General features: G+C 65.4%; 19 protein-coding genes. 6 read left to right on the forward strand and 13 right to left on the reverse strand.

Annotated features, from left to right (window positions below; all coding sequences use genetic code 11):
- Positions 1-7 precede the first annotated feature (7 nt).
- The 3 genes from LGH83_RS16485 to LGH83_RS16495 form a co-directional block, all read right to left on the reverse strand.
- A complete protein-coding gene (locus LGH83_RS16485) occupies positions 8-1,957 on the reverse strand; it encodes an adenylate/guanylate cyclase domain-containing protein (RefSeq protein ID WP_227399578.1) in 1,950 nt (649 codons plus the stop codon).
- A 65-nt stretch (positions 1,958-2,022) separates the two neighbouring features.
- Positions 2,023-2,958, reverse strand: coding sequence for an amino acid--[acyl-carrier-protein] ligase (locus LGH83_RS16490; protein ID WP_131194463.1), 936 nt, complete (start codon positions 2,956-2,958; stop codon positions 2,023-2,025).
- Between the two features lie 37 nt (positions 2,959-2,995).
- Positions 2,996-4,231, reverse strand: coding sequence for an acyl-CoA dehydrogenase family protein (locus LGH83_RS16495; protein ID WP_227399579.1), 1,236 nt, complete (start codon positions 4,229-4,231; stop codon positions 2,996-2,998).
- A 316-nt stretch (positions 4,232-4,547) separates the two neighbouring features.
- On the opposite strand from LGH83_RS16495, the gene LGH83_RS16500 reads away from it, so the two are divergent.
- Positions 4,548-4,808 (forward strand): phosphopantetheine-binding protein, encoded by a 261-nt coding sequence (locus tag LGH83_RS16500; protein WP_227399580.1) that lies wholly within the window; start codon positions 4,548-4,550, stop codon positions 4,806-4,808.
- Between the two features lie 22 nt (positions 4,809-4,830).
- Here LGH83_RS16500 and LGH83_RS16505 read toward each other — a convergent pair whose 3' ends face one another.
- Positions 4,831-5,079, reverse strand: a complete 249-nt coding sequence (locus LGH83_RS16505; RefSeq protein WP_227399581.1) for a hypothetical protein — start codon at positions 5,077-5,079, stop codon at positions 4,831-4,833.
- A 145-nt stretch (positions 5,080-5,224) separates the two neighbouring features.
- Between LGH83_RS16505 and LGH83_RS16510 the strand changes: the two genes are divergently transcribed.
- A complete protein-coding gene (locus LGH83_RS16510; protein ID WP_227401895.1) occupies positions 5,225-6,130 on the forward strand; it encodes a 50S ribosomal protein L11 methyltransferase in 906 nt (301 codons plus the stop codon).
- Positions 6,131-6,141: 11 nt separating this feature from the next.
- Here LGH83_RS16510 and putA read toward each other — a convergent pair whose 3' ends face one another.
- The 6 genes from putA to hutI form a co-directional block, all read right to left on the reverse strand.
- A complete protein-coding gene (putA, locus tag LGH83_RS16515; RefSeq protein ID WP_227399582.1) occupies positions 6,142-9,990 on the reverse strand; it encodes a trifunctional transcriptional regulator/proline dehydrogenase/L-glutamate gamma-semialdehyde dehydrogenase in 3,849 nt (1,282 codons plus the stop codon).
- A 58-nt stretch (positions 9,991-10,048) separates the two neighbouring features.
- Positions 10,049-11,350, reverse strand: a complete 1,302-nt coding sequence (locus tag LGH83_RS16520) for a diguanylate cyclase (protein WP_227399583.1) — start codon at positions 11,348-11,350, stop codon at positions 10,049-10,051.
- A gap of 272 nt (positions 11,351-11,622) precedes the next feature.
- Complete coding sequence (locus LGH83_RS16525) at positions 11,623-13,188, reverse strand: CYTH and CHAD domain-containing protein (RefSeq protein ID WP_227399584.1); 1,566 nt, start codon at positions 13,186-13,188, stop codon at positions 11,623-11,625.
- Between the two features lie 168 nt (positions 13,189-13,356).
- Positions 13,357-15,024 carry a urocanate hydratase gene (hutU, locus tag LGH83_RS16530; RefSeq protein ID WP_227399585.1) on the reverse strand — a complete coding sequence of 556 codons (1,668 nt, stop codon included), beginning with the start codon at positions 15,022-15,024 and terminating at the stop codon, positions 13,357-13,359.
- A gap of 54 nt (positions 15,025-15,078) precedes the next feature.
- Positions 15,079-16,611 (reverse strand): histidine ammonia-lyase, encoded by a 1,533-nt coding sequence (hutH, locus tag LGH83_RS16535; protein WP_227399586.1) that lies wholly within the window; start codon positions 16,609-16,611, stop codon positions 15,079-15,081.
- A complete protein-coding gene (gene hutI, locus LGH83_RS16540; RefSeq protein ID WP_227399587.1) occupies positions 16,608-17,840 on the reverse strand; it encodes an imidazolonepropionase in 1,233 nt (410 codons plus the stop codon). Before hutI ends, hutH begins: the two co-directional genes overlap by 4 nt.
- A 102-nt stretch (positions 17,841-17,942) precedes the next feature.
- On the opposite strand from hutI, the gene LGH83_RS16545 reads away from it, so the two are divergent.
- Entirely contained in the window at positions 17,943-19,301 is a 1,359-nt protein-coding gene (locus LGH83_RS16545; protein ID WP_227399588.1) for a formimidoylglutamate deiminase, read from the forward strand.
- Positions 19,302-19,339: 38 nt separating this feature from the next.
- The gene (gene hutC, locus LGH83_RS16550) at positions 19,340-20,044 is read left to right on the forward strand and encodes a histidine utilization repressor (RefSeq protein ID WP_227399589.1); all 705 of its coding nucleotides are present in this window, start codon (positions 19,340-19,342) and stop codon (positions 20,042-20,044) included.
- Positions 20,045-20,059: 15 nt separating this feature from the next.
- Here the strand turns inward: hutC and LGH83_RS16555 are convergent, their stop codons facing one another.
- The 3 genes from LGH83_RS16555 to msrA all read right to left on the reverse strand — a co-directional run bounded on the left by LGH83_RS16555 (position 20,060) and on the right by msrA (position 22,281).
- A complete protein-coding gene (locus LGH83_RS16555) occupies positions 20,060-20,725 on the reverse strand; it encodes an NrsF family protein (protein ID WP_227399590.1) in 666 nt (221 codons plus the stop codon).
- The gene (locus LGH83_RS16560) at positions 20,725-21,309 is read right to left on the reverse strand and encodes a sigma-70 family RNA polymerase sigma factor (protein ID WP_227399591.1); all 585 of its coding nucleotides are present in this window, start codon (positions 21,307-21,309) and stop codon (positions 20,725-20,727) included. The genes LGH83_RS16555 and LGH83_RS16560 overlap by 1 nt, the downstream gene beginning before the upstream one ends.
- 246 nt (positions 21,310-21,555) lie before the next feature.
- Complete coding sequence (gene msrA, locus LGH83_RS16565; RefSeq protein ID WP_131114499.1) at positions 21,556-22,281, reverse strand: peptide-methionine (S)-S-oxide reductase MsrA; 726 nt, start codon at positions 22,279-22,281, stop codon at positions 21,556-21,558.
- A gap of 295 nt (positions 22,282-22,576) precedes the next feature.
- On the opposite strand from msrA, the gene LGH83_RS16570 reads away from it, so the two are divergent.
- Both LGH83_RS16570 and LGH83_RS16575 read left to right on the forward strand, forming a co-directional pair.
- Positions 22,577-24,613, forward strand: coding sequence for an alkaline phosphatase family protein (locus tag LGH83_RS16570; protein ID WP_227399592.1), 2,037 nt, complete (start codon positions 22,577-22,579; stop codon positions 24,611-24,613).
- 13 nt (positions 24,614-24,626) lie between these two features.
- Positions 24,627-25,421, forward strand: coding sequence for a hypothetical protein (locus tag LGH83_RS16575; RefSeq protein WP_227399593.1), 795 nt, complete (start codon positions 24,627-24,629; stop codon positions 25,419-25,421).
- Positions 25,422-25,428 lie beyond the last annotated feature (7 nt).

A 25,428-nucleotide genomic window follows, 5' to 3' on the forward strand; every position in this document is an offset into this window, starting at 1 on the left:
CGGGACCCTACAGTCCGAGCATCGTGGGGGCGGGACGGACCACATCACGCCCTAGCAAGGAATGGACGCGGAGCGGTGCCCGCGTCCCGCGGATCGTCACCGTATCGACCGCCATGAAGGCGAAGCGATCGCCGGCCGCCTTGCGGATCGCGTCGCTGACCAGGATCGTGGTCCCGTAATCCTTGTTCAGGGCTTCGAGCCGCGCCGCGACATTCACGGTGTGACCCAGCACCGTATAGCTGATCCGGTCGGCCGACCCGACATGCCCGACCACCGCGTCGCCCGTATGCAGTCCGAACCGGGTCTGCAGGGCCGGCAAGCCCTCCTGGCAAAACCTCTCGTTCAGCTCCCCTACGCGCTTGGCCGCTGCTAGCGCGCCGACGCACCCCCGTTCGATATGATCGGCCTGCGGCTCCGGCGCGTTCCAAAACACCATGATGCTGTCGCCGATATACTTGTCGATCGTCGCACCCGAGGCGATCAACTCGCCCGCCACTGCCTCGAAATAGCGCGACATCTGCGCCATCAGGATTTCTGGATCGAGGCTTTCGGCGAGCCGAGTAAAGCCCGCAATGTCTGCAAACAGCACGGTGACGGGCTGACGCGCTCCTCCGAGCGCGGGGGACGCTTGATCGGCGACGATGCGGCGCACGATCTGGTTCGGCACGTAGCGGACGAAATTCTGAAGCGCGAGATCGAGCGTCACCACCGCCCCGGCGAGGTCTCTGATTTCCCTGATCCGCGATGCATTCGGCCGATGAACGATCGGCCGAAACGCCATGATGCTGGACAGGTCGCGGGTGATCCGGCCGAGTGGCTGGGATAAGCCGCGTGCGGCCACGACCCCGACGAGGGCCGCGACCAGCACGGCGACCAGCCCAAGCTCCAGCGACCGCAGGCGCAATTGGTCAGCCGGACCGAGAATATCGGCAGCCGGGACCGTGAGGCCGAGCATCAAGCCGGTGCCGGGCATCGCGTTTTCGACCCGCCCGACATAGGTGGCGCCATCGACCCGGAACGAGAGGTCGCGGCCGCTCCCCTCGCGTTGATAGGCGTCGGACAGTGACGCGAGGCTGGCAGAGCCAAGCGTGGTGAGGCGCGGCATGGCGTCGGGGCTGGTCGGTGGCGTCGGCAGCACGGATCCTAGCGGCGCGGCGCGCGCCACCACGGTTCCGTCGCTCTGGAAGATCACGAGATCCTGCCGGGGCGACGATTGCATCTGGGTCAGAGCTCGATCGAGATTGGCCAAGGTGACGTCGAGGCCGAACACGACGTCCGAGGCGCCGGCCGCGCGGCGCGCCAGCGTGATGCCGATCTGCGGCATGTTGGTGAAGTGGTAGGGCGGGATCGATACGGTCCGGTTCTGGCCCAGGGCCGCCCGATACCAGGGACGCTCCCGCGCATCGAGGCTGGTCGGTGTTGGTGGCCCTTCTCGCACCGTCGCCCCGGCATCGTCATAGAGCGTCCAGCGGAGCGTCATGCCATTTGGCGTTCGCTCGACCAGTTCGGCCGAATAGGCATGCGACTGTTCGGCCGCCAGCATGGTGTCGCTGGCGGGACCGTGCTGCACCAGAACCATGCTGCCGTCAGGGCGACCGATCTCGATGGCCATCACGGCGGGCGCCGTCGGCTCGATCGAGCGGAGAATCGACAGCAGCAAAGAAGCGGTTGCATCGGGCGTGTCGTCGGTTCGGGTCGTCAGTGCGGTGGTGTCGAGCGCGATCGTCGCGGTCGCGAGGGGCGCCTCCGTTTCGCGCCGGACCTGCTGGGCCAGCGCGCTGAAGCGGGCGCTAGCTTCCTGCCGTGCCAAGGCAGAGACTTGGCGGTGGTTGAACCAGACGAGGCCGCCCGCGGTTGCCACGATGATCGAGCAGAAAACCGCCGCGAGCACGACCCGAAGGCCGATCGAGCGAGGGTGTCGGGTGCTTGGCGGAGCATGCTTCTGCAAATCGATCATCGGCCCCTTCGGGGCCGATGTGTCTCAGGTCGAACGCCGCCGCGCAAGGCCGAACGGCTGAACGCCTAAAGCGCGAGCGCGCTCCGCGCCGAGGCGGGCCAAGCGGCGGGATCGAGGCCGTGGGTCCAGAACAGCGCGACCGCGAGCCGATCCATGCCAAAGGCGACGCAGCCGGTATGCGCGACGTTCCCGTCGGCATCCTCGATGTTCCAGGTAGTCCCGAAATGATCGCGATGGGCATTGAAGCTCATGCAGGCGGTGGGTGACTCGACCGATTTCAGCGGCACCACCAGTTCGAACTTCAGCGCCTGGTGCAATTGGCTGAGCGCCATCACCTGACCGATCCGGCCGAAAAACGGATCGCTCGCGGTTTCGACGCGGCAGGGGAGCGCCAAGGCGTCGGCCATCTCCTGCGCGCGGACCATCCAGCGTTCCCGGAACGCATTCACGTCCTGCGGCGCGCCGATGCAGACATATTCGCGCATTCGAAAAGACTGTAGCCGGTCGAGATGCGGGGAGGGCTCGTGGCGGAAGCAATCGCAGGCGACATCGAAGATCGCGCCACCCGCCGGCAACGGCCCCCGGGCCGCTACGATCGGGTAGACGGGGTAGCAGGCGGCCGGACTCAGCACGAGATCGGACGGGGACAACGCGCTCGTCCAATCGCCACCCTGCATGTGACGGTCGGCAGCCGCCGAAATTTCAGCATCCGTGCCGTGCAGCGCGCAGACGCAGCCGAGCAGGTTGGGGAAGCTCTTGAGGTAACCATGCCGTTCGAGGTCGCGTCGACTCATCACCGGCGGAAAGCGCAGCACTTCCGTGCCGGCTTCGCGCTGGCTTGAAATATAGGCCGCGAGCCGCTCGACGATCCCTTCATAGAGGCCGGTCCGGGCATAGACGCCATCGACGCCCATGGGCTGGAACAGCGCGTCCTTAATGGTGTCCTGCGTTCCCGTCGGGGCAACGAAGCCAAGGTGGCTAGGCCGCAAGGGAGCGTTCATGGGGATCTCCGACATGGATGGATGAAGGACGTGGCGTTCAGCCGCCGAGCCCGGTGGGGACGGGCGTCATCAAGGTCGCGCTCGATAGGCTTGCGAGGATGCGATCGTTATTGATCATCAGGAGCGACGACAGAATATCGCGCAATTGTCGGCTGACAGACGCCTCGCCGTCGTTCCGATAGCCCGACAGGCCGCAGGCGCGAAGGGCCGCCAGAACGGTCGCCACGGCGAGTTCGGACGCGTCGACCTTCAGAAGCGTGATTGCGGTCTGAAACACCATCGAGGTCATGATCGTATCGTCACGGATGGCGTCCTCGTAGCGACGTGCCGACGATGAGACCAGCGTTCGTAGCATGTTGAGCGTTGAACTCGCTTTGGTGAAATGCGCGGCCCCAGGCGGCAGCTGACCGCTCGATTGCCGCATGGCCCGGCGGGTAAAGGCCTGTGCGCGCTCGACAGCCGCGGCCGCGATGCCGGCCCAGACGCCGGACCAGACGAGATGAGCGACCGGCGTCATGGTCTGGCCGTGGATGCGGTCGTAGGGCACCGAAAGGATCTGGTCCGCCACGCCCGACGCCATCATGTCGAAACCGACGCTGCACGTGCCGCGCATCCCCATCGTGTCCCATCCGCTACCCTGGACGAGGTCGTAATCCGCCTTGAGGAAAACCGCGAGAACCTGATCGGAATGCGCCGCATCCTCAGAGCGGCGCGCCGTCGTCACGATAGCGTCGGCCTGCGCCCCATAGGAAATGACGCTGGCATTGCGGTGAAGCGTGATGCGATCGCCGTCGCGGCAGATCGGAGCGACGCTGGACCGGACGTTGCCGCCGCCCTGACCCTCGGTGGTCGAGGATGCGAACAGCAATTGGTCGGTGGCGAGCCGCGTCAGCACGGCGCGCTGCCAGGCATTGTCGCCGGCATGGCGCACCACGCAGGCGGCCTTCGTCTGGTGCATGGCATAGATCATCGCGGTCGAGGCGCAGGCGCGACCGAGGCGATAGCAGACGTCGACGACGGCGGGCAGGTCGACCTCTTCACCACCGAGATCGCTCGGGACGAGAATGCCGAATAGCCGTTGCGCGCGGATTGCCTCGATCGCTTCGGTGGGAAAACGTCCGTTGCGGTCGACATCGGCGGCATGAGCGGCGGCAATTTTTGCGACCGCATCGGCGCGCTGCGCCAGCGTGAGTGCCGGCACGGCGATGTCGGGCGAGGCGACGGGTTTGGTCTCCAGGGCGCCGATCGGATCTGTCACAGCAAGGTCGAACATGGTCATGCCTGATAAGAATGCGGGCCGGAGCCGGCAGGAAGAACCGAAGCTACGGAACAGCGCTCGCGACGACCTACCTTAGGGCTTAAAAAATGAGGAAAATCAAATCCGCGCCCGCTTATCCGCAACCGATTCTGCTTGCGGTTAAGCAATGCTTATCGAAAGCTGAGCGTGAGCGTGAATACGCCGCAAGCCGCTCGAGTCCGCTTCAAGCGGGTTTACAGAAACTTAGGCTGAAGATGCTTTTTGGTTTGTTCGACGAGCGCGGCGGAGGTAGCCGACAGGCTCTGACCGAAGCGGCTTTGAGGACGTGACGATGGATCAAGCGGTGGAAACGACGGTCGGCCGTGTCGAAGCCGTGGTGGCCCGCATCCGTGCCGAAGGCGGCAAGACCACGCCGGTTGCAATCGGCGATCGCCTCGTCGACGCCGGAATGACGTCGATGGATATGGTGTCGCTCATGCTGGCGATCGAAGCGGAATTCGACGTGACTATCCCGCCGAGCGACATTACTCCGGCCAACTTCCGCTCCATCGCGACGATCGTGGCTATGATGGACCGTATCGGAGCCGCCTGACGGAACGCTGCGTTGGCTTCGCTTAGGGACGCTGGCACGCGATCGGGGTGGGCGTGCAGGCGATCCCCGCGGTCGAACAGGTCGCGGGGCCAGCGGCCGTGGCCGTGCAGGTAACGCAGCTATCGCTCCAGGCCTTGCACTGCGGGTTCTGCTGGCCGAAGGCTTGCACCGAGGTCCGAGGTGCGGCGGAGATCGCCGAAAATCCATCGCCAAGCACGAGGCCGGGCGGCCCGAACACCATGAAACAAAGCAACGACAGGCAGGGCAACATGGGGATTCGGCCTCGATTGGTCTACCGCGACGTTGGAGCATGATCGGGGCCGAAAGTCAGGCGCTTTCGTCCGTGCTGCTCCTGGCGATCGTGACGCGAGCCCCCGGCGGCGTGACAGGGTCGTCCCGGCATGCTAGCCGACGGAATGCTCGAAGGTCTTCCCCCCAACAACGCCGCCCACCTGCTTCGTCTCGTCTGCGACGAGCATACGGCGCGCGCCGTGGCCGATGCGGTCGTCGAAACGTTTGATCCCGCCGAGACCGCGGCGGCCGCCTTTGAGGACGAGGGCGACCCGTCGGTCAACAAGGCCTGGACGGTCGAAATCTATTTCGGCCAAGCCCCAGACCAGGACCGCATCCGCACCCTGATCGCCGCCGTTGTCGGACCGGAGGCGGCTGCAGGGCTGACATTCGGACAGGTCGCCGAGCAGGATTGGGTCGCGGCCTCGCTCGAAGGGCTTGGCGTCGTTCGGGCCGGGCGCTTCATCCTTCACGGGAGCCACGACCGTCACCGCGTCCGCGCCAACGACGTACCCCTCGAAATTGAGGCTGCTTTGGCGTTTGGCACCGGCCATCACGGGACGACACGCGGCTGCTTGCTGATGCTGGACGCGATCCTCAAGCGGCGCCGTCCGCAGCATATTCTCGATGTGGGGACCGGCACAGGTGTGCTGGCGATCGCGGCCGCCAAGGCTCTCCATCAACGCGTGTCGGCCGGCGATATCGATCCGGTCGCGGTTCATGCCGCCTGGGCCAATGCCAAGCTGAACGGCGCCACGCCCTATGCCCGCCCCGTGGTCGCGACGGGATTGCGTAGCCCTGCGCTTCGCGCCGGCGCGCCTTACGACCTCATCTTCGCCAATATTCTGGCCAAGCCGCTGCGGCTGCTGGCGCCCTCGATCCGGGATGTCGCGGCGCGGGGAGGCGACCTTGTGCTGTCTGGCCTGCTGGCCCGCGACGTGCCCGGCATCTTGTCGAGCTATGCGGCGCAGGGCTACGCCTTGCGGCGGCGCATCGATCTCGAAGGCTGGGCGACGCTGCTGCTCGGCTGAGCGTATGACGCTTAACCGATGCTCATCAGGCTGGCATTGCCGCCCGCCGCCGCCGTGTTGGTGCTGATCGAGACTTCCTCGACCAGCCACTCCAGCGGGAATGTGTCGTTCTGATCGACGAGCATCGTCCGCGACACGGCATGGACCGGCACGATCGCACCGGATTTGTCGGCGATGCTGTGGTTGAGACGACGCAAGTCGTCGCTGTCGCCCTCGAAGAGCACGGCCGCTACGTCGAGGCTGGCAACGCCGTCCTTCGCCGCGGTGATCCGCCCGGCCAACGATGGCGGCAGCGTCGCGAGAACATCCAACACCACAGCGGGCGCTGTGACGACAGTCGCGTTCCCGGTCGCCAAGGCGGCCGAAACGGCCGCAAACAATCCGGCTTCCGTCTGGACATGCGCCAATAGGGTGCCGCGCGCCTTGAACCCATAGATGTTCCGCTCGCCCACCGGCCCCGGGAGCTCGACGCGGGTCCCGAGCAGCGACCGCGCGATGGCCGTCGCGCAGCGATCCGCGTCGGCTTTGCGGCCGGTCTGAACGAGCCAGGCGTGAAGCGGCAGAGCCGGATTGGCGGCTCCCGTCTTCGGAGCGATCGGTGGCGCGGCCGGCACATCGGACAGGAGGCGACGCATGTAGAGGGGACCGCCCGCCTTCGGGCCAGTGCCCGAAAGTCCATTGCCGCCGAAGGGCTGCACGCCCACCACAGCACCGATCAGGTTGCGATTGATATAGAGGTTGCCGGCGCCGATCCGGTCGGTCACGCGGGCGATCGTTTCGTCGATGCGGGTATGGAGCCCGAACGTCAGCCCGTAGCCGCTGGCGTTGATCCGGTCGATCAACTCGTCGAGATCCTCGCGACGGTAGCGCAACACATGCAACACCGGCCCGAACACCTCGGGGCCGAGATCATCGATGCGACCGATCTCGATCAGGGTCGGGGCCACGAAGGTGCCACGCGCGCAAGCCTCGCCGAGCGGCAGGGCGTCGATCATGAAGCCCTTCTGGCGCATCGCCTCGACATAAGACGTGATGCCGTCCCGCGCCTCGGCCGAGATTACAGGTCCGATATCCACCGCGAGGCGGTCCGGGTTGCCGACCTGCAGTTCAGCCATCGCGCCTTTCAGCATGGTCAGAACGCGGTCTGCGATGTCGTCCTGCAGGCAGAGCACCCGGAGGGCCGAGCACCGTTGTCCGGCTGAATCGAAAGCCGACAGGAGGACGTCGCCGACGACCTGTTCGGCGAGGGCGGAGGAATCCACGATCAGGACATTCTGACCACCAGTCTCGGCCACGAGCGGGACCGAGCCCCCAGAAGCGCTCAACCGATCCGCCAATTGCTTTTGGATCAAGCGGGCCACGGCGGTCGAGCCGGTGAAGAGAACGCCAGCCGCCCGAGGGTCGGCCACGAGCGCCGCGCCAATGTCGCCAGCGCCGGGTATCAGCTGGACCGCGCCGGCCGGAACACCGGCTTCGCGAAGAATCTCGATCGCGCGGGCGGCGATCAGCGGGGTTTCTTCAGCTGGTTTGGCCAGGACGGGGTTGCCGGCCGCGAGGGCCGCTGCAACCTGGCCAGTGAAAATCGCCAGCGGGAAGTTCCACGGGCTGATGCAGACGACCGGACCGAGCGGTCGATGGGTGTCGTTGGCGAAGCTCGTGGCGGCTTCCTGTCCATAGTAGCGCAAGAAATCGACAGCCTCGCGGATTTCCGCGATGGCGTTGGGCAGAGATTTTCCGGCTTCGCGGACGATGTCCCCCATCAGGCTCGGCATCCGCGCTTCCATCAGATCCGCGGCCTTGGCGAGGCAGGCGGCGCGATCGCTCGGCGGTGTCGCGGCCCAGATCGGCGCAAAGGCGGCCGCACCCTCAAAGGCTTGACCGACATCGGCCGGGGTCGCGTCGACCACATATCCGACGATGTCGCGACGGTCGGCGGGGTTCTGGACCGGACGACCCACCGAGCTTTGATCCTGTCGGTCCGTGCCAAGCATCGGCATGGCCCGCGACTGCGTTCCGGCCCCGGAGAGCAAAGCCGCCGAGAGTGAAGCCAAACGTTGTTCGTTCGAGAGGTCGAGGCCAGCGGAATTCGGCCTCGATCCGGCAAAGAGGTCGCGCGGCATCGCGATGCGCGGATGCGGCGCACCGACCTGCTCCATATCGGCCGCTTGTGCGACCGGATCGGCCACGAGGTCCTTCACCCGAACGTTGGCGTCCGCGATGCGGTTGACGAAGCTTGTATTGGCGCCGTTCTCGAGCAGGCGTCGGACCAGATAGGCCAGCAACGTCTCATGGGTCCCGACCGGAGCATAGATACGGCAAGGGCGGTTCAACTTATCCTTGCCGACCACCTCGTCGTAGAGCGGCTCGCCCATGCCGTGCAGGCATTGGAACTCATATTGGCCCGCATAGAAATTCTCGCCTGCCATGGCGTGAATGGTAGCCAAGGTCTGCGCGTTGTGGGTGGCGAATTGCGGGAAGACGGCATCGGGTGCGCGCAACAGCTTGCGGGCGCAGGCGAGATACGACACGTCCGTGTAGAGCTTCCGCGTATAGACCGGAAAGCCTTCGAGTCCGTCGACCTGGGCGCGTTTGATCTCGCTGTCCCAATAGGCGCCTTTCACGAGTCGGATCATCAGCCGGTGTCGGCTTCGACGCGCGAGGTCGATGATGAAATCGAGCACGAACGGGGCGCGCTTCTGATAAGCCTGAACCACGAAACCGATGCCGTTCCACCCATCGAGTTCTGGCGTGAAGCACAGGCTCTCCAGAAGGTCGAGCGACAGCTCCAGTCTGTCGGCTTCCTCGGCGTCGATGTTCAGGCCGATGTCATAGTGGCGCGCCAGGATCGCCAAAGCTTTCAGCCGATCGAGCAACTCGCTCATGCTGCGCTCGCGCTGGGCACGAGAATAGCGCGGATGCAACGCCGATAGCTTGATCGAGATGCCGGGGCCTTCGTAGATGCCGCGTCGCGCAGCGGTCTTGCCGATCGCGTGAATGGCTTGTTCGTAGTCGCGATAGTAACGGTCGGCATCGGCGGCCGTCGTGGCGGCTTCGCCCAACATATCATAGGAATAGCGGAAGCCGCGCGCCTCGGCCTTGCGGCTGTTGGCGAGAGCCTCGGCGATGGTCTGCCCGGTGACGAACTGCTCGCCCATCATCCGCATCGCCATATCGACGCCCTTGCGGATCAGCGGCTCGCCGCCCTTGGCGATCAGCCGCGTCAACGCCGTCGACAAGCCAGTCTCGCTCGTCGTGGTGGTCAGGCGGCCGGTGACCACAAGCCCCCACGTCGCCGCATTGACGAAGAGCGAGGGGCTGCGCCCGACATGGGAATGCCAGTCGCCGATCGAGATCTTGTCGCGGATCAAGGCATCGCGGGTGCCGCGATCCGGGATACGGAGCAAAGCCTCGGCGAGGCACATCAGCGCCACACCCTCGAAGCTGGACAGCGAATATTCCTGCACCAGCCCTTCGACGCCGCCGCGCTGACCCTTGGCGCGCAGGACCTCGACCAGTTTCTTGGCGGTAATCTTCGCCTCTTCGACCTGGCTCTTAGGCAGCGTCGCATCCGCGATCAGCAGCGGCAGGCACTCGGGCTCGGGCACGCGATAGGCCGACGTGATCTTGGCCCGCAGCACGCTCTGCGGTTGCACCGATCGCGCAAAATCGAGGAACGGGCGAGGCGCAGAGCTTCCGGAGAGATCGGCCGGCGCGGACGCACCCTGGTCGTGACGGTCGAGCGCCGTCAGGATCGACTGCTTGATCAAGCCGTGCGATGTCCGACCCTGGGAGACGGCCGCATCTTTGATCCGCTCGCGCAAAGCCCCGTCAAGTTTGACGCCGATTGTAGTATTGGCCATGGGTTTGGATGTCCGCGACTGCGCCGATATCCCGTTGTGTGTGAAGAAGGCGCAACCGTCAAGCGGCGGGGTGCAACCCGGATGTTTGACGGGTCCGAGGTCCGAGATCGGGCAGCTCGTCGGCGACGATTTCATCGACTGTGCAGACGCGATTGCGGCCCCTTTCCTTCGCGACGTAGAGGGCGCGGTCCGCTTCCTCGACAAGCGATTTCAGGCTCGTGACCCCGGGGTGGTGCGTCGTGGCACAACCGATGCTGATCGTCAGCACGCCGGTGTCGGACGGCGCATGCGGAATATCGAGTGCGACGATCGACCGCCGCATCCGCTCGGCGAGGTGCCGCGCGCCGACACTGTCGGTCTCCGGCAGCACGACCACGAATTCTTCACCGCCGTATCGCGCCACGATATCGGCGGGACGTCGGACGAGATGGCGAAACGCAAGCCCGACGGCCCGGAGGCATTCGTCGCCCGCAGGATGTCCATAGCGATCGTTGAATTGCTTGAAAAAATCGACGTCTACCAGCAGCAACGAGAGGCTTGTGCCCTCACGGTTTGCCTTGGCCCATTCAAACGCGATGACTTCGTCGAAGTAGCGACGGTTGTACAAGCCGGTCAGCCCGTCGCGCGTCGCCTGAAGCTGAAGCCCATCGTTGGCCCGCGCCAGGACCTGGAACAACCGGGTGATATCGTAAAGTTGCGAGCTCAGCACAGTCAGCGACGTGAAGAGGCTGCCGCATTTGGCGACATACCAGCCGAGAGCGAAACGGTCGGTCCCCTGCAGCGTCAGCCACAAGTCGAAACAGGCCGCCACCATGCCGACCGAGAGCCACAGGTCGGTGGTCGAGGCTCGCGCGTGGCGGAGGCAAAGCCCCAAGGATCCGATATTGATCAGCACGATCGAATAGGGCAGCAGGGTATAGGGCGCTGCAAAAAAGGTCCGGCCGTTCGGAACGACCGGCGGCAGAAGCGACAGACCATTGCAGGCCAGAAGCGTCATTGCGGCCACGACGGCGCCGACCACCGCAACATAGGCCGAGATCGGCCAAGCTGGCCGGTTCCGCTTCGCCCGTAACGCGTACCAGCCGATCGACACCACAAAGCCAAGGTGCCAGAAGCACCACAGCCACACGGAACTGCCGCTCGATCCGATGATCGAGCCCGAGACGAAGCCGTCACGAAAACTGAGCAGCAGCGGCACGAAGATGACGGCGACGAATAGATAAGCGGTCGCAAGCCGGATCAGGTCGCCGTTCCGCTCGGCTACGCCTCGATTATACAGCAGGGTCGCGAGGAGAAAATTCACCACCACCATGGCGGTGCCAAAAGCCGTCATATAGCCGGGGATGGGTTGAAGCGGCATGTTGGCGAAGGGCGTCGCCACCGCGCTTGCAACAACCAAGCCCACCGAAACGACCACTCCGAAAGCGGTTTGCGATCGTCGTGGTAAACTGAGGAAGGATCGAGCGCTCGAGATCTCGCTCCGCGCGGAGGCGCTCCGGGCGTAGAGATGTCGCGTCGTGTCGTCAGCCTCCATCAGAATCCACCATCTGTGACACCGACGATCAGATTTGGATCGAACGAGAACCTGTCGAATCGAGGCGGCTATGATCGCCTCGCTTGTTTAAAGCCGGATTAACGCGGTGTTAAGTCGGATCGAAACGGGTCGCTGTCTCGGATGATCTTGAACGCTGCGGTCGCTTTTTTGAGGACCATATCGGTATCGGGCGCCGCGCCGGATAAGACGCCCGCCGCGAACATGATCCGCGGACCGGCCGCATTGGCTGGGTCCCATCCAAGACATTCAGCATGGAGCAGATCGTGTTTGGCGTCGTGGTCGTGCAGGAGACCAAGGCTGGCCTGCAACTCCTCCAACCCACGTTGCAGGCCCTTGTAAGATTTCGATCCCTTGCCGACGCCGGCGACCTCCTCGAAGAACTCCAGCGCATACCGCAGTTTCTTGGCGCGGATGCGGATGAGATGACGCTCATGCGGCGGAAGCTCACCGAGGCCGCGCCCCTTGCGGACCAGCGACCTCCAGCGCGACCGCAGACGCTGCCGGGCGAAGTCCGCCAGCGTCTCCTCCGGCGCGGAGGGATCGGCTGCGGCATGGTGCGTGATCCAAGCGCCGTCGGCGATCCAGGCGATCAGATCGGACAGCAAGCGCCGCCAGCGCGGGGAACGAAGACCCTCGGCAAGCACCGCATGCGCGTTCCGCTGCTTCTGCCGCATGTGATCGGCGAGATCGCGGGCCCCGAGGATCGCGGGATCTTCTGCAGCCGGATCGAAGATTTCGCTCTGGAAGACATCGCAGTCGCGCGCGACGCCGAGCAGATCGGACAGCCACTTCAGTTCGAGGCGCAAAGGCTCTCGTTTGGCATCCTCGGTCCGGCTTTCAAAGAGCGTCATGGCGGCACGAAGCCGCCGCAGCGCGACGCGGCCCCGATGCACCGCCTCGATATCGCCGCCGGGCGTGAAAGCCGCGAGATTGAGCAGCAGGTCATGCAGGCACGCCTCGAGCAAGGTCTGGACGGCCGCGATTTGCGTCATGTCGGCGTCGAGCACGGGATGCGCCGCCTTGACGGGATGCCCCCAGGTCCTGTCGAGCAAACGGAACCCCCGTTCCGACTTGCTCATGAGGCTGAGCGTCAACGCGACGTCGTGCACGAGATGCGACGCAAGATCGAAAAGGTCGGTGGGGCGGCCATGTTTGAGCTCGAGTTCGATTTCGCTGATCGGAATATGTCGCCCGTCGGCCTCGACCTCGCCGCGATCGATCGCGACTTCGATATCAGAGTCGCCCCAGCGCAGTATTTTGGTGGTCCGCTCGACCGTCACGGTGAAGACCGGTGCGATCCTGTCCTTCAGATCCACCTCGTCCATCAAAGCGCCGAGCGGCGTCTCCTGCAGCCGTTCGAGACTCGGGACGACATCATTGGTCTCGAACTCCCACTCGCCACGATCGAGCGTCGATGCGCTGGTCTGCTTGACGGTCTCGACCTTGGCGCCGTTCTTATCCCGGATCCGAAGCGTCAGGCCATGACGGCGGAGCGTCTGATCGGGCGTATCGAAATAGGTCGAGACCAGTGTCGCCGATGTCGGGGCCGATCGACCCAGCGCAAAGGTCGGATGGGACGTCAACGCCGGCACGGCGTCGGGTGCGATCGAAAACTTCAGTTCGTACTCTCGTTCATCCGGCAAGAGTGGCCTCGTTCGATCAAGCCGGTGTCGAGACGACGCGGTCCTTCCGCAGGGTCATGCGGTCGGACGTGGCTTTCTGGTCGTCGGCCAGGATAGAAGCCCGGTCGTTTCGCGCAAGAGGCACGATCGAACGGTCGCCCGGTCAGACTTTGGCTCAGCCGCTACTTGTCAGCCGAGGATGCCGGGGAGATCGAGGCCCTTCTCACGGGCGCAGTCGATGGCGCTCTCATAGCCCGCATCGGCGTGACGCATGACGCCGGTCGCCGGGTCGTTCCACAACACGCGCTCGATCCGCTTGGCGGCTTCGGCGGTCCCGTCCGCCACGATTACCATGCCGGCATGTTGCGAAAAGCCCATACCGACGCCGCCGCCATGATGCAGCGACACCCAGGTCGCGCCGGAGGCGCAGTTCAGCAGGGCATTCAGCAGCGGCCAATCCGACACCGCATCCGACCCGTCGCGCATGGCTTCGGTTTCGCGGTTGGGGGAGGCGACCGAGCCGGAATCGAGGTGATCGCGGCCGATCACGATCGGGGCTTTGAGTTCGCCGGACGCCACCATCTCGTTGAACGCGAGGCCGAGCTTGTGGCGATCGCCGAGACCGACCCAGCAGATGCGCGCCGGCAAGCCCTGAAACTTGATCCTGGCCCGTGCCATGTCGAGCCAATTGTGCAGATGGATGTTGTCGGGGAGGATCTCCTTCACCTTGGCGTCGGTCTTATAGATGTCCTCGGGGTCGCCCGACAGGGCGCACCAGCGGAACGGACCGATGCCGCGACAGAACAGCGGCCGGATATAAGCCGGAACGAAGCCCGGAAAATCGAACGCGTCGGCGACGCCATCCTCCAGCGCCATCTGCCGAATGTTGTTGCCGTAGTCGACGGTCGGCACGCCCGCCTTATGAAAGTCCAGCATGGCCCGGACGTGGGTCGCCATCGAGTGTTTCGCCGCTTTGGTGACCTCGGTGGGATTGCGCTCACGCGTGCTTTCCCACTGATCGAGCGTCCACCCTTTCGGCAGATAGCCGTTGACGGGGTCGTGGGCGGAGGTCTGGTCCGTCACGCAATCCGGGCGCACGCCGCGCCGGACGAGTTCGGGGAAAACATCGGCTGCATTGCCGAGTAGCGCGACCGAGATCGCCGTCTTGTCGGCTTTTGCTTTGTCGATGATCGCGAGCGCGTCGTCGAGATCTTTCGCCTGGACGTCGACATACCCGGTGCGAAGCCGAAACTCGATGCTGCTCTGGCGGCATTCCACCGCGAGGCAGGAGGCGCCCGCCATGGTCGCGGCGAGCGGCTGTGCGCCGCCCATGCCGCCAAGGCCGGCGGTCAGGATCCAGCGTCCCGCGAGATCGCCGCCGTAATGCTGACGGCCCATCTCGACGAAGGTCTCGTAGGTGCCTTGAACGATGCCCTGCGTGCCGATGTAGATCCACGAGCCAGCCGTCATCTGGCCGTACATCATGAGGCCCTTGCGATCGAGGGCGTTGAAATGGTCCCACGTGGCCCAATGCGGCACCAAGTTCGAATTGGCGATCAGCACGCGCGGCGCATCCGCATGGGTGCGAAACACGCCCACCGGTTTGCCGGATTGGACCAGTAGCGTCTGGTCGGCCTCCAACGTGGTCAGGGCCGCCACGATCCCGTCGAAACTCTCCCAGTCGCGCGCCGCTCGGCCGATGCCGCCATAGACCACAAGCTCGCCGGGCCGCTCCGCGACATCCGGATCGAGGTTGTTCATCAGCATCCGCAGCGGCGCTTCGGTCAGCCAACTCTTCGCCGTCAGGGTCGTACCGTGGGGCGAGCGGATCGTGCGGGCATTGTCGATGCGGGTCATGGTGGACCTTTGATGGCGACGGGAGGGGCGTCTCTCAGTCTAGGCGAGTTCGGTTCAGTCGGCGAGATCGGGCAGCGCGATCGAGGCGGCTGTCGCGACCGCACCGCTGCGCACCAGCGCGATCGCTTTTTCCATGTCCGGATGGATATGCCGGTCGTCGTCAAGCCGAGGCACCTCGGCCCGCAGCAGCGCCCGCACCGCGTCCAGCCCGGCGCTCGAGGCGAGCGGCGCGTGGAAGTCGCAGCCTTGCGCGGCAGCCAGAAGTTCGATGCCGATCACAGCGGTGGCATTCTCGACCATCGGGATCAGCCGTCGTGCGCCATGCGCCGCCATTGAAACGTGATCCTCCTGATTGGCCGAGGTCGGGATGCTGTCGACGCTGGCCGGATAGGCGCGTTGCTTGTTCTCCGACACCAGCGCGGCGGCCGTGACCTGTGGGATCATGAACCCCGAATTGAGGCCTGGTTTCGGGGTCAGGAAGGCCGGGAGCCCCGACAGCGCGGGGTCCACCAGCATGGCGATCCGGCGCTCGGCGAGCGAGCCGATCTCGCAGACCGCGAGCGCGATCATGTCGGCCGCGAAAGCCACCGGCTCCGCGTGGAAATTGCCTCCCGACAGGGCCTCGTCGGTGTCGGGGAAGATCAGCGGATTGTCGGATACGCCATTGGCCTCGGTCAGCAGCAGGGCTGTGGCCTGACGCAACACGTCGAGGCACGCGCCCATCACCTGGGGCTGGCAGCGCAGGCAATACGGGTCCTGCACGCGCTCGTCGCCGACGAGATGCGACTGGCGAATGGCGCTGCCGGCCATCAGGGCGCGGAGCGCGTCGGCGGTTTCGATCTGTCCGCGATGTTTTCGCAAAGCGTGGATACGCGGATCGAACGGCGCATCCGACCCCTTGGCGGCGTCGGTCGACAAGGCGCCCGTCACCAGAGCGGAGCGAAACAGGATTTCGGCCTCGAACAAGGCCGCAAGCGCGTTGGCGGTCGAAAACTGGGTGCCGTTGAGAAGCGCGAGCCCCTCCTTGGCGCCGAGCGTCACCGGCCGAAGCCCAGCTTGGTCCAGCGCTTCGGTCGCGGGCAAGCGGCCTTTCGGGGTGAAAGCCTCGCCGACCCCGATCATGACGGCCGTCAAATGGGCCAGAGGCGCGAGATCGCCCGACGCACCGACCGAGCCTTGGGCTGGAACCACCGGAATGACGTCGCGCGCCAGCATGGCCGCGAGAAGATCGAGCGTCGCGGGCTGGACGCCCGATGCGCCCTGCGCCAAGCTCGCGACCTTGAGGGCCATCATCAAACGCGCGATCGACACCGGCATCGGCTCGCCGACGCCCGCCGCATGCGACAGCACGATGTTGCGCTGGAGCGTCGCGAGATCGGCCGCGTCGATGCGGACGCTGGCGAGCTTTCCGAAACCCGTGTTGATGCCATAGACCGGCTCGCCCTTGGCGACGATCCGAGCCACCGATGCGGCGCTGGCCTCGACGGCAGGCCGGCAAGCCGGATCGAGCGTCGGCACCGCGCCCCGATAGATGGCGCGCCAATCCGCAAGGCTCGCGGCGCCTGGCTTGAGCATGATGCTGGTCATTGGCCACTCCGGATGCGGGCGTGTAGTGGGTTGAGACCCATGCGGTAGACGAGCTCGGCCGGGCGCTCGATGTTCCAGATCGCGAGATCGGCCCAGCGGTCCACCTCGAGTGTTCCCGTCTCACCAAGCAGGCCGAGGGCGCGAGCCGCCTCGCGCGTGACGCCGGCGATACATTCGTCCACGGTCATGCGGAACAGTGTCGCGCCCATGTTCATGGTCAGCAGCAAGGACGTGAGCGGCGATGTGCCGGGGTTGTTGTCGGTCGCGAGCGCCATGGGCACACCGTGACGACGAAAGAGGTCGATCGGCGGTCGTTGGGTTTCGCGGATGAAGTAGAAGGCACCCGGCAGGATGACCGCGACGGTGCCGGCTTTCGCCATCGCCATGGCTCCGGCCTCGTCGGTATGTTCGAGGTGGTCGGCCGACAAGGCGCCGAACCGCGCCGCCAGAGCCGCGCCGCCGAGGTTGGACAATTGATCGGCATGGAGCTTGACCGGAAGCCCGAGGGCTTTCGCCGCTTTGAACACGCGGGCGATCTCGTCGGGCGAGAAGGCGATGCCCTCGCAAAATCCATCGACCGCGTCGATCAGCCCCTCGGCCGCGAGAGCCGGAAGCATCTCGCCGATCAGCGTGTCAAGATACCGGGTCTTGTCGCCCTCGGCCTCGGGCGGCAGCGCGTGGGCGCCCAGGAATGTCGCGCGGACCGCGACATCGCGCTCGTCGGCGAGACGGCGCGCCGCCAGCAGCGATTTGCGTTCGCTGGCGAGGTCGAGCCCGTAGCCGGATTTGATCTCGATCGTGGTGACGCCTTCGGCCATCAGGGCGTCAAGCCGGGGCAGGGCCTCGCGGACGAGATCGTCCTCGCTGGCGGCCCGCAAGCCTCTCACGGATGAGACGATGCCGCCGCCCGCGCGGGCCACGTCTTCGTATGTGGCGCCATTGAGCCGCAATTCGAACTCATGCGCCCGATTGCCGGCATGGATGAGGTGCGTGTGGCAATCGATGAGGCCGGGCGTGATCCAGCGACCTTCGCAATCGATGACATCGGGCGCCTGTCGCAAGACTGCGGGCAGATCAGGTTCGGGGCCGGCATAAGCGATGCGCCCATCCTTGACCGCGATGGCTCCGGCCTCGACGATGCCCAGACCGGGCAGGCCGGGTGCCATCGTGGCCAGCCGGGCGTTGCGCCAGAGCCGGTCACATCGTGTCTCGGTGTCGCTGTCCGGCATCGTCTCGTCGTCCTTCGGTGCTTTTCGGCTAGCGTCAAATGTATAGACATAATAAAAGCGATGCAAGCTGTGTGGCCGGAGCCGTTAGGGTAGGGGATCGACATGGGTGTCTTCTTTGCGGCGCAAGCTCTCCTGGCCGACGGCTGGCGCAACGATGTCCGTTTCACGATCGAGGCGGGTGTCATCGCGGCGATTGAGCCGGATGCTACCCCGCAGCCGGGTGATGAACGTCACGCCATCCTGCTATCGGGCATGCCCAACCTTCACAGCCACGCGTTTCAACGCGGCATGGCGGGGCTCGCCGAAACACGCGGACCCGCCGCCGACAGCTTTTGGAGCTGGCGCGAGACGATGTACCGCTTTGCCCTGACGATGACGCCCGAGGAGGTCGAGGCCGTCGCGGCGCAGCTTTATGTCGAGATGCTGGAAGCCGGCTTCACCCGGGTCGGCGAGTTCCACTACCTCCACCATGATCGCGACGGCACGCCTTATGCCGACATCGCCGAGATGGCGGGCCGCATCGCGGCGGCCTGTGTCACGACCGGCATCGGTCTGACGCTCCTGCCGGTCTTCTACGCCCGTTCGGGCTTTGGCGGCGGCGCGCCCGGCGATGGCCAGCGTCGCTTCACCAACGGCCTCGATGGATATGCGCGGCTGCTGGACCGGTGCCGCGTTTCGGTTGCCGGCCTGGATGGCGCCATCGTGGGTCTTGCGCCGCATAGCCTCCGGGCCGCGACTCCGGAGGACCTCGCCGCCATTCTGACGCTCGCCGAGGGCGGGCCCGTTCACATCCATATCGCCGAACAGATGAAGGAGGTCGAGGATTGCCTCGCCTGGTCCGGGCAGCGCCCCGTCGAGTGGTTGCTTGATCACGCGCCGGTCGACGATCGCTGGTGCCTCATCCACGCGACCCACATGACCGAGGCCGAGACGCTCCGCATGGCGGCGACTGGCGCCGTCGCTGGCCTCTGCCCCATCACCGAGGCCAATCTCGGCGACGGCACCTTCAAGGCCCCGACCTTCACGGAAGCTGGCGGCCGCTTCGGCGTCGGGTCGGACTCGAACGTCTTGATCGGCCTCTCCGACGAATTGCGTCAGCTCGAATATTCCCAACGGCTCGCGCATCGCGCCCGCAACGTCATGGCGGTCGCGGGCGGCTCCACCGGGCGGGCGCTGTTTGAGGGCGCCTTGCGCGGCGGACGCGCAGCGCTGGGTGTTGCGGGCGGGGGGCTGGTAGTGGGGGCGCGGGCCGATCTGGTCTCGCTCGACGCCGCGCATGTCACGCTGGCGGGATGCACTGGCGACGCGATCCTCGATGCATGGGTCTTCGCCGGACGCGACACCCTGGTCGATTGCGTCTGGGTCGCCGGCCGTAAGCTGGTCGAGGCCGGCCGCCATCATGGCCGCGACGCCATCGCACGCGACTTCCGCGCCGTCGTGGCCGGCTTGCGGGCGGCGTGACCGGGACTGGGCCAACCAGGCACGAGGCCGCGCCGCCGATGTCGTTGCATGCGCGGATCCTGACCGAGATCGAGGAGCGCATTCTTTCGGGGGAATGGCCGCCGGGGACCAGGATCCCGTTCGAGCACGAGCTCACGGCGCAGTATCAGTGTTCGCGCATGACGGTCAGCAAGGTGCTGACGCAGCTGGCCAATGCCGGGTTGATCGAGCGTCGGCGCAAAGCTGGCAGCTTCGTCAAGCGCCCCCATTCGCAATCGGCCGTGCTGGATATTCACGATCTCGAAGCGGAGGTCTTGGCGCTCGGCCTGCCGTATCGCCACGAGATCACGCTCTGCCGCAAGCGGCGGAGCATGCGCGCCGAACAGGAGCGTCTCGGGCTCGCATCGCCCGGCGAGGTGCTGCATATCGTCTGTCGCCACTTTGCCGGACCGCGACCCTTCTGCCTGGAACGGCGGCTCATCAATCTCGCGGCCGTGCCTGAGGCGGCCGAGGAGAGTTTCACGACCGTGCCGCCGGGCGCGTGGCTGATCGAGCGCGTGCCGTGGTCTGCCGCCGAGCATAAGATCCGGGCGACTGCGGCGGACGACGACGTGGCGGCCGCGCTCTCGATCGCGGACGGATCGGCGTGCCTGACGATCGAGCGGCGAACCTGGAACGCCGACAACCCGATCACGATCGTGACCCTGACCTACCCGGGCAACGAGCATGAACTCGTGGCGCGATTCACCCCCTCGCAGGGTTGAACGCCGGGAGCCGTGTCACGCCCGGGGCGCGAGCCCTCGTCCGGCGAACAGCCGGCCGCCGAGCAGGCGATTGAGCCCGATCACGAGCGCGATCGCGACCACATGCACCGCGATATCGGTCGCACCCGCATCGAAATCATGGAAAAAATTGAGCAGGGTGGCGGCACCGGCCGCAACCGCGAGGCCGCCAATGGCCGCCGTCAGGTTCGGCCGCAACGGGCAGGCCCGCCGCACCATCACGATCATGACGATCGAGAGCGGGATCGAGAGGCCGACGATGAAGGCGAAGCAATGCGGCGCCTCCGCCATCGGGGCCGCCGGCACATCGGGGATGATCCAGGACCGGAGGCAACCCATGCCGGTGGCCGCGACCCAGAGCACGACGCCCGGCAGAGGCAGCAAAGCCCAGGTCGCCTTTCGATCGGGCATGCTCATTTCGAACGCCGCGACGGCGGCCAGCACCATCGTCATGGTGGAGCCGAGAACCGCGAGCCACATGTCCGGCACCATCCGCAGTCGGTGCAGGACGGCTGGAAGATCCGCGACACTTGCGAACGCCAGACCGATCGCGGCCACCACCGCGACCCATCCGGCGGCGCGGATCAGCGGCGAAGCCAAGCGATGAACTGGCGTGAGATCGGCACCGAGATCGTCGATGAGGGTCTCGAGATGCGCCGCCATCACTCCTCCCCGCCGAAACGCGCCCGTAGGCTCTTCAAGGCGCGATGCATGTTGACCTTTAGGGCGCCCTTGGTCTTGCCGGTGAAATCTGCGGCTTCGTCGAGCGACAACTGGCGCAATGCCAGCACCTCGATCGCTTCGCGCTGTCCGGTTGGCAGTCGATCCAACGCCGCCATCATGGCATCGTCGGGCGCTTCGCCGCCGCGGGTCTGGCGCGCGTCGGCCGCTGGGTCGGCATGGTTCTCGTAATCGATCGGAGCAAAGATTTCCCGCCGATCCTGTCGCCCATTGCGCCGCAGCGAGTCGATTGCCCGACGCCGCGCGATGACGCCGAGCCAGGCCGAGAAACTTCGCGTTGGATCATAGGTCTGCCGGGCGCGATGCACCGTTATGAGCACGTCTTGGATGACGTCATCGAGCCGATCCACTTGCACGCCCTGATGCCGCGCCACCCGCCGGATCAACGGCATGGAGGTCCGCAACAGACGCTCGTAGGCGGCTCTGTCGCCGGCTTGGGCCGCCACCATCATGGCCGACCATTCCGCGTCGAGGCGTGCCGCATTGTCATTGGATCCGCCAGTCATGGAGCGCGCGCCTGATCCCTTCCGGCTTACCGGACGGTTCTAGCGCATGGCCAGGCAAGCTCCAAACGGCGCGGGGCGACATCGACAAAGCTCCAGGGAAAGATCGGCACGTCAGGTGTTCGTCGGCGCCCCGCCCAGCGTTACAGGTCGACACGTATTCCGGGCTTGCGATCGGGCGCGACGCTCGCCCAAAAGCATAAGGGCGCGGCGGTCTCCCGTCGCGCCCTCACGAGACGGCCAATTCGATCAGTTGGTGGACGGGGCCGAGGCCACCAGAACCGGCTCAGGCCGATACAGGGCAGGGTACATGCGCTTTAAGGCTTCCACCTTCGGCATGTCGTTGATCGCGATATAGGGATAGCGCGGGTTCCGGGCCAGGAAGTCCTGATGGTGCTGCTCGGCCGGATAAAAGGCGCGATCCGGCTCGATCGTGGTGACGACCGCAGCATCATAGACATGCGCTGAATCGAGCTGCGCCGTATAGGCTTTGGCGACACGCGCCTGCTCGGCGCTCGTCGGGAAGATGGCCGAGCGATATTGCGTGCCCGAATCGGGACCCTGTCGATTCAGCTCCGTCGGATCGTGAATGGCCGAAAAGTAGATCTGCAGGATCTTGCCGTAGCTGATCTTGTGCGGGTCGAACGTCACCTTGACGGATTCGGCGTGGCCCGTCGTTCCCGTGCTCACCTCGTCGTAAGTAGCGGTTCCGGCGGCTCCGCCAGCATAGCCCGAGACGGCGTTGCTGACGCCGCGCACATGCTGGAAGACGCCTTGCACGCCCCAGAAGCAGCCGCCGGCCAGCACGGCCGTTTCGCTCGATCCCGTAGCCGGCTCGTCCATCACCGGCGCCGGCACGGCTCGCGCATCTTCGGCAAAGGAATGCGGCGCGAGTGCGATCACGCCGCCGGCCGCCAGCAACCCGACAGCCAGGAAAACCGGGCGGGTGCCCCGAAGCATCGTCGATTTCAACATAGGAACTCCTTATCGAGCCGAGCCCGCAGCAAAGGGCTGCGGCCGGGGTTCACGAGGATCGTTTCGTTCGTCGGACCGCAAAGGTTACCGTCTCGGTCGCCTAGCCGATAGGGGCGCCTCCCCGACACGATGACGCGTTCCCTCCCGGGTGTGGGTGTCGCGTGCCGGCGGCGATTGTTTGATATCATGAGGCCGTCATGCGGCACGGCTAGGCAAGAACCATCCGATCGGTTCATCATGGCCCATAGCCATGTCCAGCCTGGGCACCACGTCCGCGCCACCAAAGGATCTTGCGATGAAGCGTTCGATCACCGCCGCGTCGATTGTCCTCATGGCCTGGGTCACCGCCGCGCTGGCGCAGGACGCGCCTTCTGGTCTCGTCCACCTCCAGCCGGAGCCGAGCGCCGCTATCGCGCCCTATATGGTCGATCCGGCGCAGGAGCCGACGCCGTCGCGCGATGCCCTGATCGCGGCGCTTCGGAAGAAGATCAAATATGTTTTTGTGATCTTCAACGAAAATCACTCGTTCGATAATGAATTCGGGACGTTTCCAGGTGCTAACGGCTTGTTTTCAGACGGGATAAAGCCGCGTGACGCCGCCCATACGGCCGGCTTCGTCCAGCATTACACGGACCAGACGGGCGCAGCTCAGACCCTGCAGCCGTTTCGCATTGGTCCGGAGCAGAATGCGACTTTTGTCGATAGCGTCGACCACAGCCACAAGGGCCTCGCCAAGAAACTGGCCCTGAAGGACGGGCTGCCGACGATGTCGGGTTTTGCCCAGACCGAGTTTGGCCGTTTCGTCGCGAGCGGCGGCGCGTCGAGCGCATCGCTGGCGACGCAATATGCCCGCCTAGTGATGAGCTACATCGATTGCGACACGATTCCGTTCCTCTGGAACTATGCCGGTCGCTTCACCCTTTTCGACAACATCTTCGCAACGGAGGATACGCCCTCGACCCCGAACGCGATCGCCATGATCGCGGGGCAGGCAGGCGAAACCCAATGGGTGAAGCATGGCGCCGAGGGCAAGAGCTATGCGGCCGGCGAGAACCACGGCACGACGCAAGGCCCCCCGCTCGTGAATGATCCGCAGCCCTTTTACGGGTCGCAATTCGATACGACCGCATCCGGGCGTCAGCCCGCCGGCGGCGGTGGTGAAAATTATAAAAACAGCAACATCGCCTCGAACCTGACCTTCGCGACCGTGCCGCTCACCCTTGCGGGTCGCGATGCCTCGACGATCGCCAAGGAGGATTTCAACCCGGATTTCGACCTGCCGGACATCAAGCAGGACATTCCCTTCATCACCTCGCGTGGCGGCAAACCGGTGGCGTGGCGCTGGTACGAGGAGGGCTACGACCATGAGCCGACCGATCACGAGGGCGAGGCATCGCATGCGAGCTACGTGAGCCACCATTCGGCGCCGCAATATTTTGGCTATCTCGTCAATAATCCGACCTACCACAGCAATATGCGTGGCCTTGGCGACTTCTTCAGCGACATGAAAGCGGGCAATCTCCCGCTCGATGGTGGCGTGATCTACGTCCGAGGCGGTTTCGCGGCCGTCAGCGGGCAGCATCCGCCGATCCAGAACAAGTCCTATCCCAATCCGGCCGGGCTGACGCCAAGCGAAATCGCGACGATCGACAGCAACAAGGGCGGCGACGACGACCATCCGGGCTACAGCGATCGACAGCTCAGCGAAGCCATGGCGGCGCGGGTCGTCAATGCGGTCGCGAGCCGTCCTGAGATCTGGAGTGAGAGCTTGATCGTCCTCAGTTACGACGAGTCCGACGGTTTCTACGATCACGTGCCGCCGCGGATCCTCTCGTATGGGCCGGATCAGTTGCCGCTGGCGCGCGGGATCCGCGTCCCGATGATCGTCATGTCGCCCTATGGGCGGGCCCATGCGGTCTCGCGCGCCGAGGGTGACCACAATGCCGTGATCGAGACCATCAGCGCGATCTTCGATCTCCCGCCGCTCGCCTCGTTGCCCGACGAAGCTCAGGCGCTTTACGCCGGGGAGGACGCGACGTTCAACGGGCCGAACGGCTTCGTGCAGCATCACCTCGGGCCGCGCGACCTCAATACGCCCGAAACCGACGATCTCTTGTCGGCATTCGAGCCGAAACGCCTGACCGGCGAGATGCCGCCCTTGCCGGCCTCTTATGCGATGATCCCGGAGAAGGATGTCGAGACGCTGCCGCATTTTGGCGGCCAAGGCTGTTCCGCGATCGGCATCACGCCCGAGGACAAGCGGCAAGGTCTCTCGACCGCGATCCCGCCGGGGTTCAACAGCCTGCCGATCACCTTCCCGGCCTATAATTGAGAGAGGTCGCGTGATGAAGCTTCCTGGGGTCGCGATCGTTGCGGCAGCCATTGCCATCCTGGCCGTGGTATCGCCCGCGCGCGCCGGCGCCGTGCTCGATCGTGTCAAACAGCAAGGCATCCTGCATTGCGCCGCGACCGAGCGCCCAGGCTATGCGGCGATCGAAGGCGAGACGCCGACAGGCCGCGCCGCCGACCTCTGCCGTGCCGTCGCCGAGGCCGTCCTGGGCCACGACGGACGCTTCGCCCTCCGGTTGCTCGACCTCGACGATGATTTCGATCGCGTGCGGCGGGGCGATCTCGACGTCGTGTTTCTCGAGCCGCGTCTCGTCACGGAGCATGGCCTTGCGGCCGCTTTGACGCCCGTGGCCGAGGCTTATCGCGATAGCTTCGCCGTCATGGTTCCGCAGACCATCGCGCCACAGACCACCGCGTCGCAAGCGGCACACCCGCTCGATCTCGCGAGCCTTGCGGGTCACACCATCTGTTTCATGATCGGCGATCCGGTCTGGCCGCTTCTGGAGACGGGGCTCAAGAGCCGCGGCATCGCCTTCCGCCCCTTCGGCTTCAGCGAAGAGGTCGAGATGAAAGATGCCTATAATGTCGGGCGCTGCTCCGCGATGGCGGGGGTTGCCTCGACGCTCGACGAGCTCAAAGCCGATGGCGGCGTCAACCACCTGCAGAGCCGGTTGATCGATGACCGACTCGGCGCAGACCCGGTTGTCGCGATGACGCCGACGAACGACCCCGCCTGGGCTTCGCTCGTTCGGCCGATCATCGCGGCGGCGGGACCGTCACGAGGACCCTGACGCGGGC

The sequence above is a fragment of the Lichenihabitans sp. PAMC28606 genome (genome assembly GCF_020616535.1).
Classification (GTDB): domain Bacteria; phylum Pseudomonadota; class Alphaproteobacteria; order Rhizobiales; family Beijerinckiaceae; genus Lichenihabitans; species Lichenihabitans psoromatis.

Coding starts and splice junctions, on each gene's coding strand:
- LGH83_RS16560 (WP_227399591.1), bottom strand. CDS start 21,309: ATGACTGGCGGATCCAATGACAATGCGGCACGCCTCGACGCGGAATGG.
- hutH (WP_227399586.1), bottom strand. CDS start 16,611: ATGACCAGCATCATGCTCAAGCCAGGCGCCGCGAGCCTTGCGGATTGG.
- LGH83_RS16505 (WP_227399581.1), bottom strand. CDS start 5,079: ATGTTGCCCTGCCTGTCGTTGCTTTGTTTCATGGTGTTCGGGCCGCCC.
- msrA (WP_131114499.1), bottom strand. CDS start 22,281: ATGTTGAAATCGACGATGCTTCGGGGCACCCGCCCGGTTTTCCTGGCT.
- hutC (WP_227399589.1), top strand. CDS start 19,340: ATGTCGTTGCATGCGCGGATCCTGACCGAGATCGAGGAGCGCATTCTT.
- LGH83_RS16510 (WP_227401895.1), top strand. CDS start 5,225: ATGCTCGAAGGTCTTCCCCCCAACAACGCCGCCCACCTGCTTCGTCTC.
- LGH83_RS16520 (WP_227399583.1), bottom strand. CDS start 11,350: ATGCCGCTTCAACCCATCCCCGGCTATATGACGGCTTTTGGCACCGCC.
- LGH83_RS16545 (WP_227399588.1), top strand. CDS start 17,943: ATGGGTGTCTTCTTTGCGGCGCAAGCTCTCCTGGCCGACGGCTGGCGC.
- LGH83_RS16575 (WP_227399593.1), top strand. CDS start 24,627: ATGAAGCTTCCTGGGGTCGCGATCGTTGCGGCAGCCATTGCCATCCTG.
- LGH83_RS16490 (WP_131194463.1), bottom strand. CDS start 2,958: ATGAACGCTCCCTTGCGGCCTAGCCACCTTGGCTTCGTTGCCCCGACG.
- LGH83_RS16485 (WP_227399578.1), bottom strand. CDS start 1,957: ATGATCGATTTGCAGAAGCATGCTCCGCCAAGCACCCGACACCCTCGC.
- hutI (WP_227399587.1), bottom strand. CDS start 17,840: ATGCCGGACAGCGACACCGAGACACGATGTGACCGGCTCTGGCGCAAC.
- LGH83_RS16555 (WP_227399590.1), bottom strand. CDS start 20,725: ATGGCGGCGCATCTCGAGACCCTCATCGACGATCTCGGTGCCGATCTC.
- hutU (WP_227399585.1), bottom strand. CDS start 15,024: ATGACCCGCATCGACAATGCCCGCACGATCCGCTCGCCCCACGGTACG.
- LGH83_RS16495 (WP_227399579.1), bottom strand. CDS start 4,231: ATGTTCGACCTTGCTGTGACAGATCCGATCGGCGCCCTGGAGACCAAA.
- putA (WP_227399582.1), bottom strand. CDS start 9,990: ATGGCCAATACTACAATCGGCGTCAAACTTGACGGGGCTTTGCGCGAG.
- LGH83_RS16570 (WP_227399592.1), top strand. CDS start 22,577: ATGAAGCGTTCGATCACCGCCGCGTCGATTGTCCTCATGGCCTGGGTC.
- LGH83_RS16500 (WP_227399580.1), top strand. CDS start 4,548: ATGGATCAAGCGGTGGAAACGACGGTCGGCCGTGTCGAAGCCGTGGTG.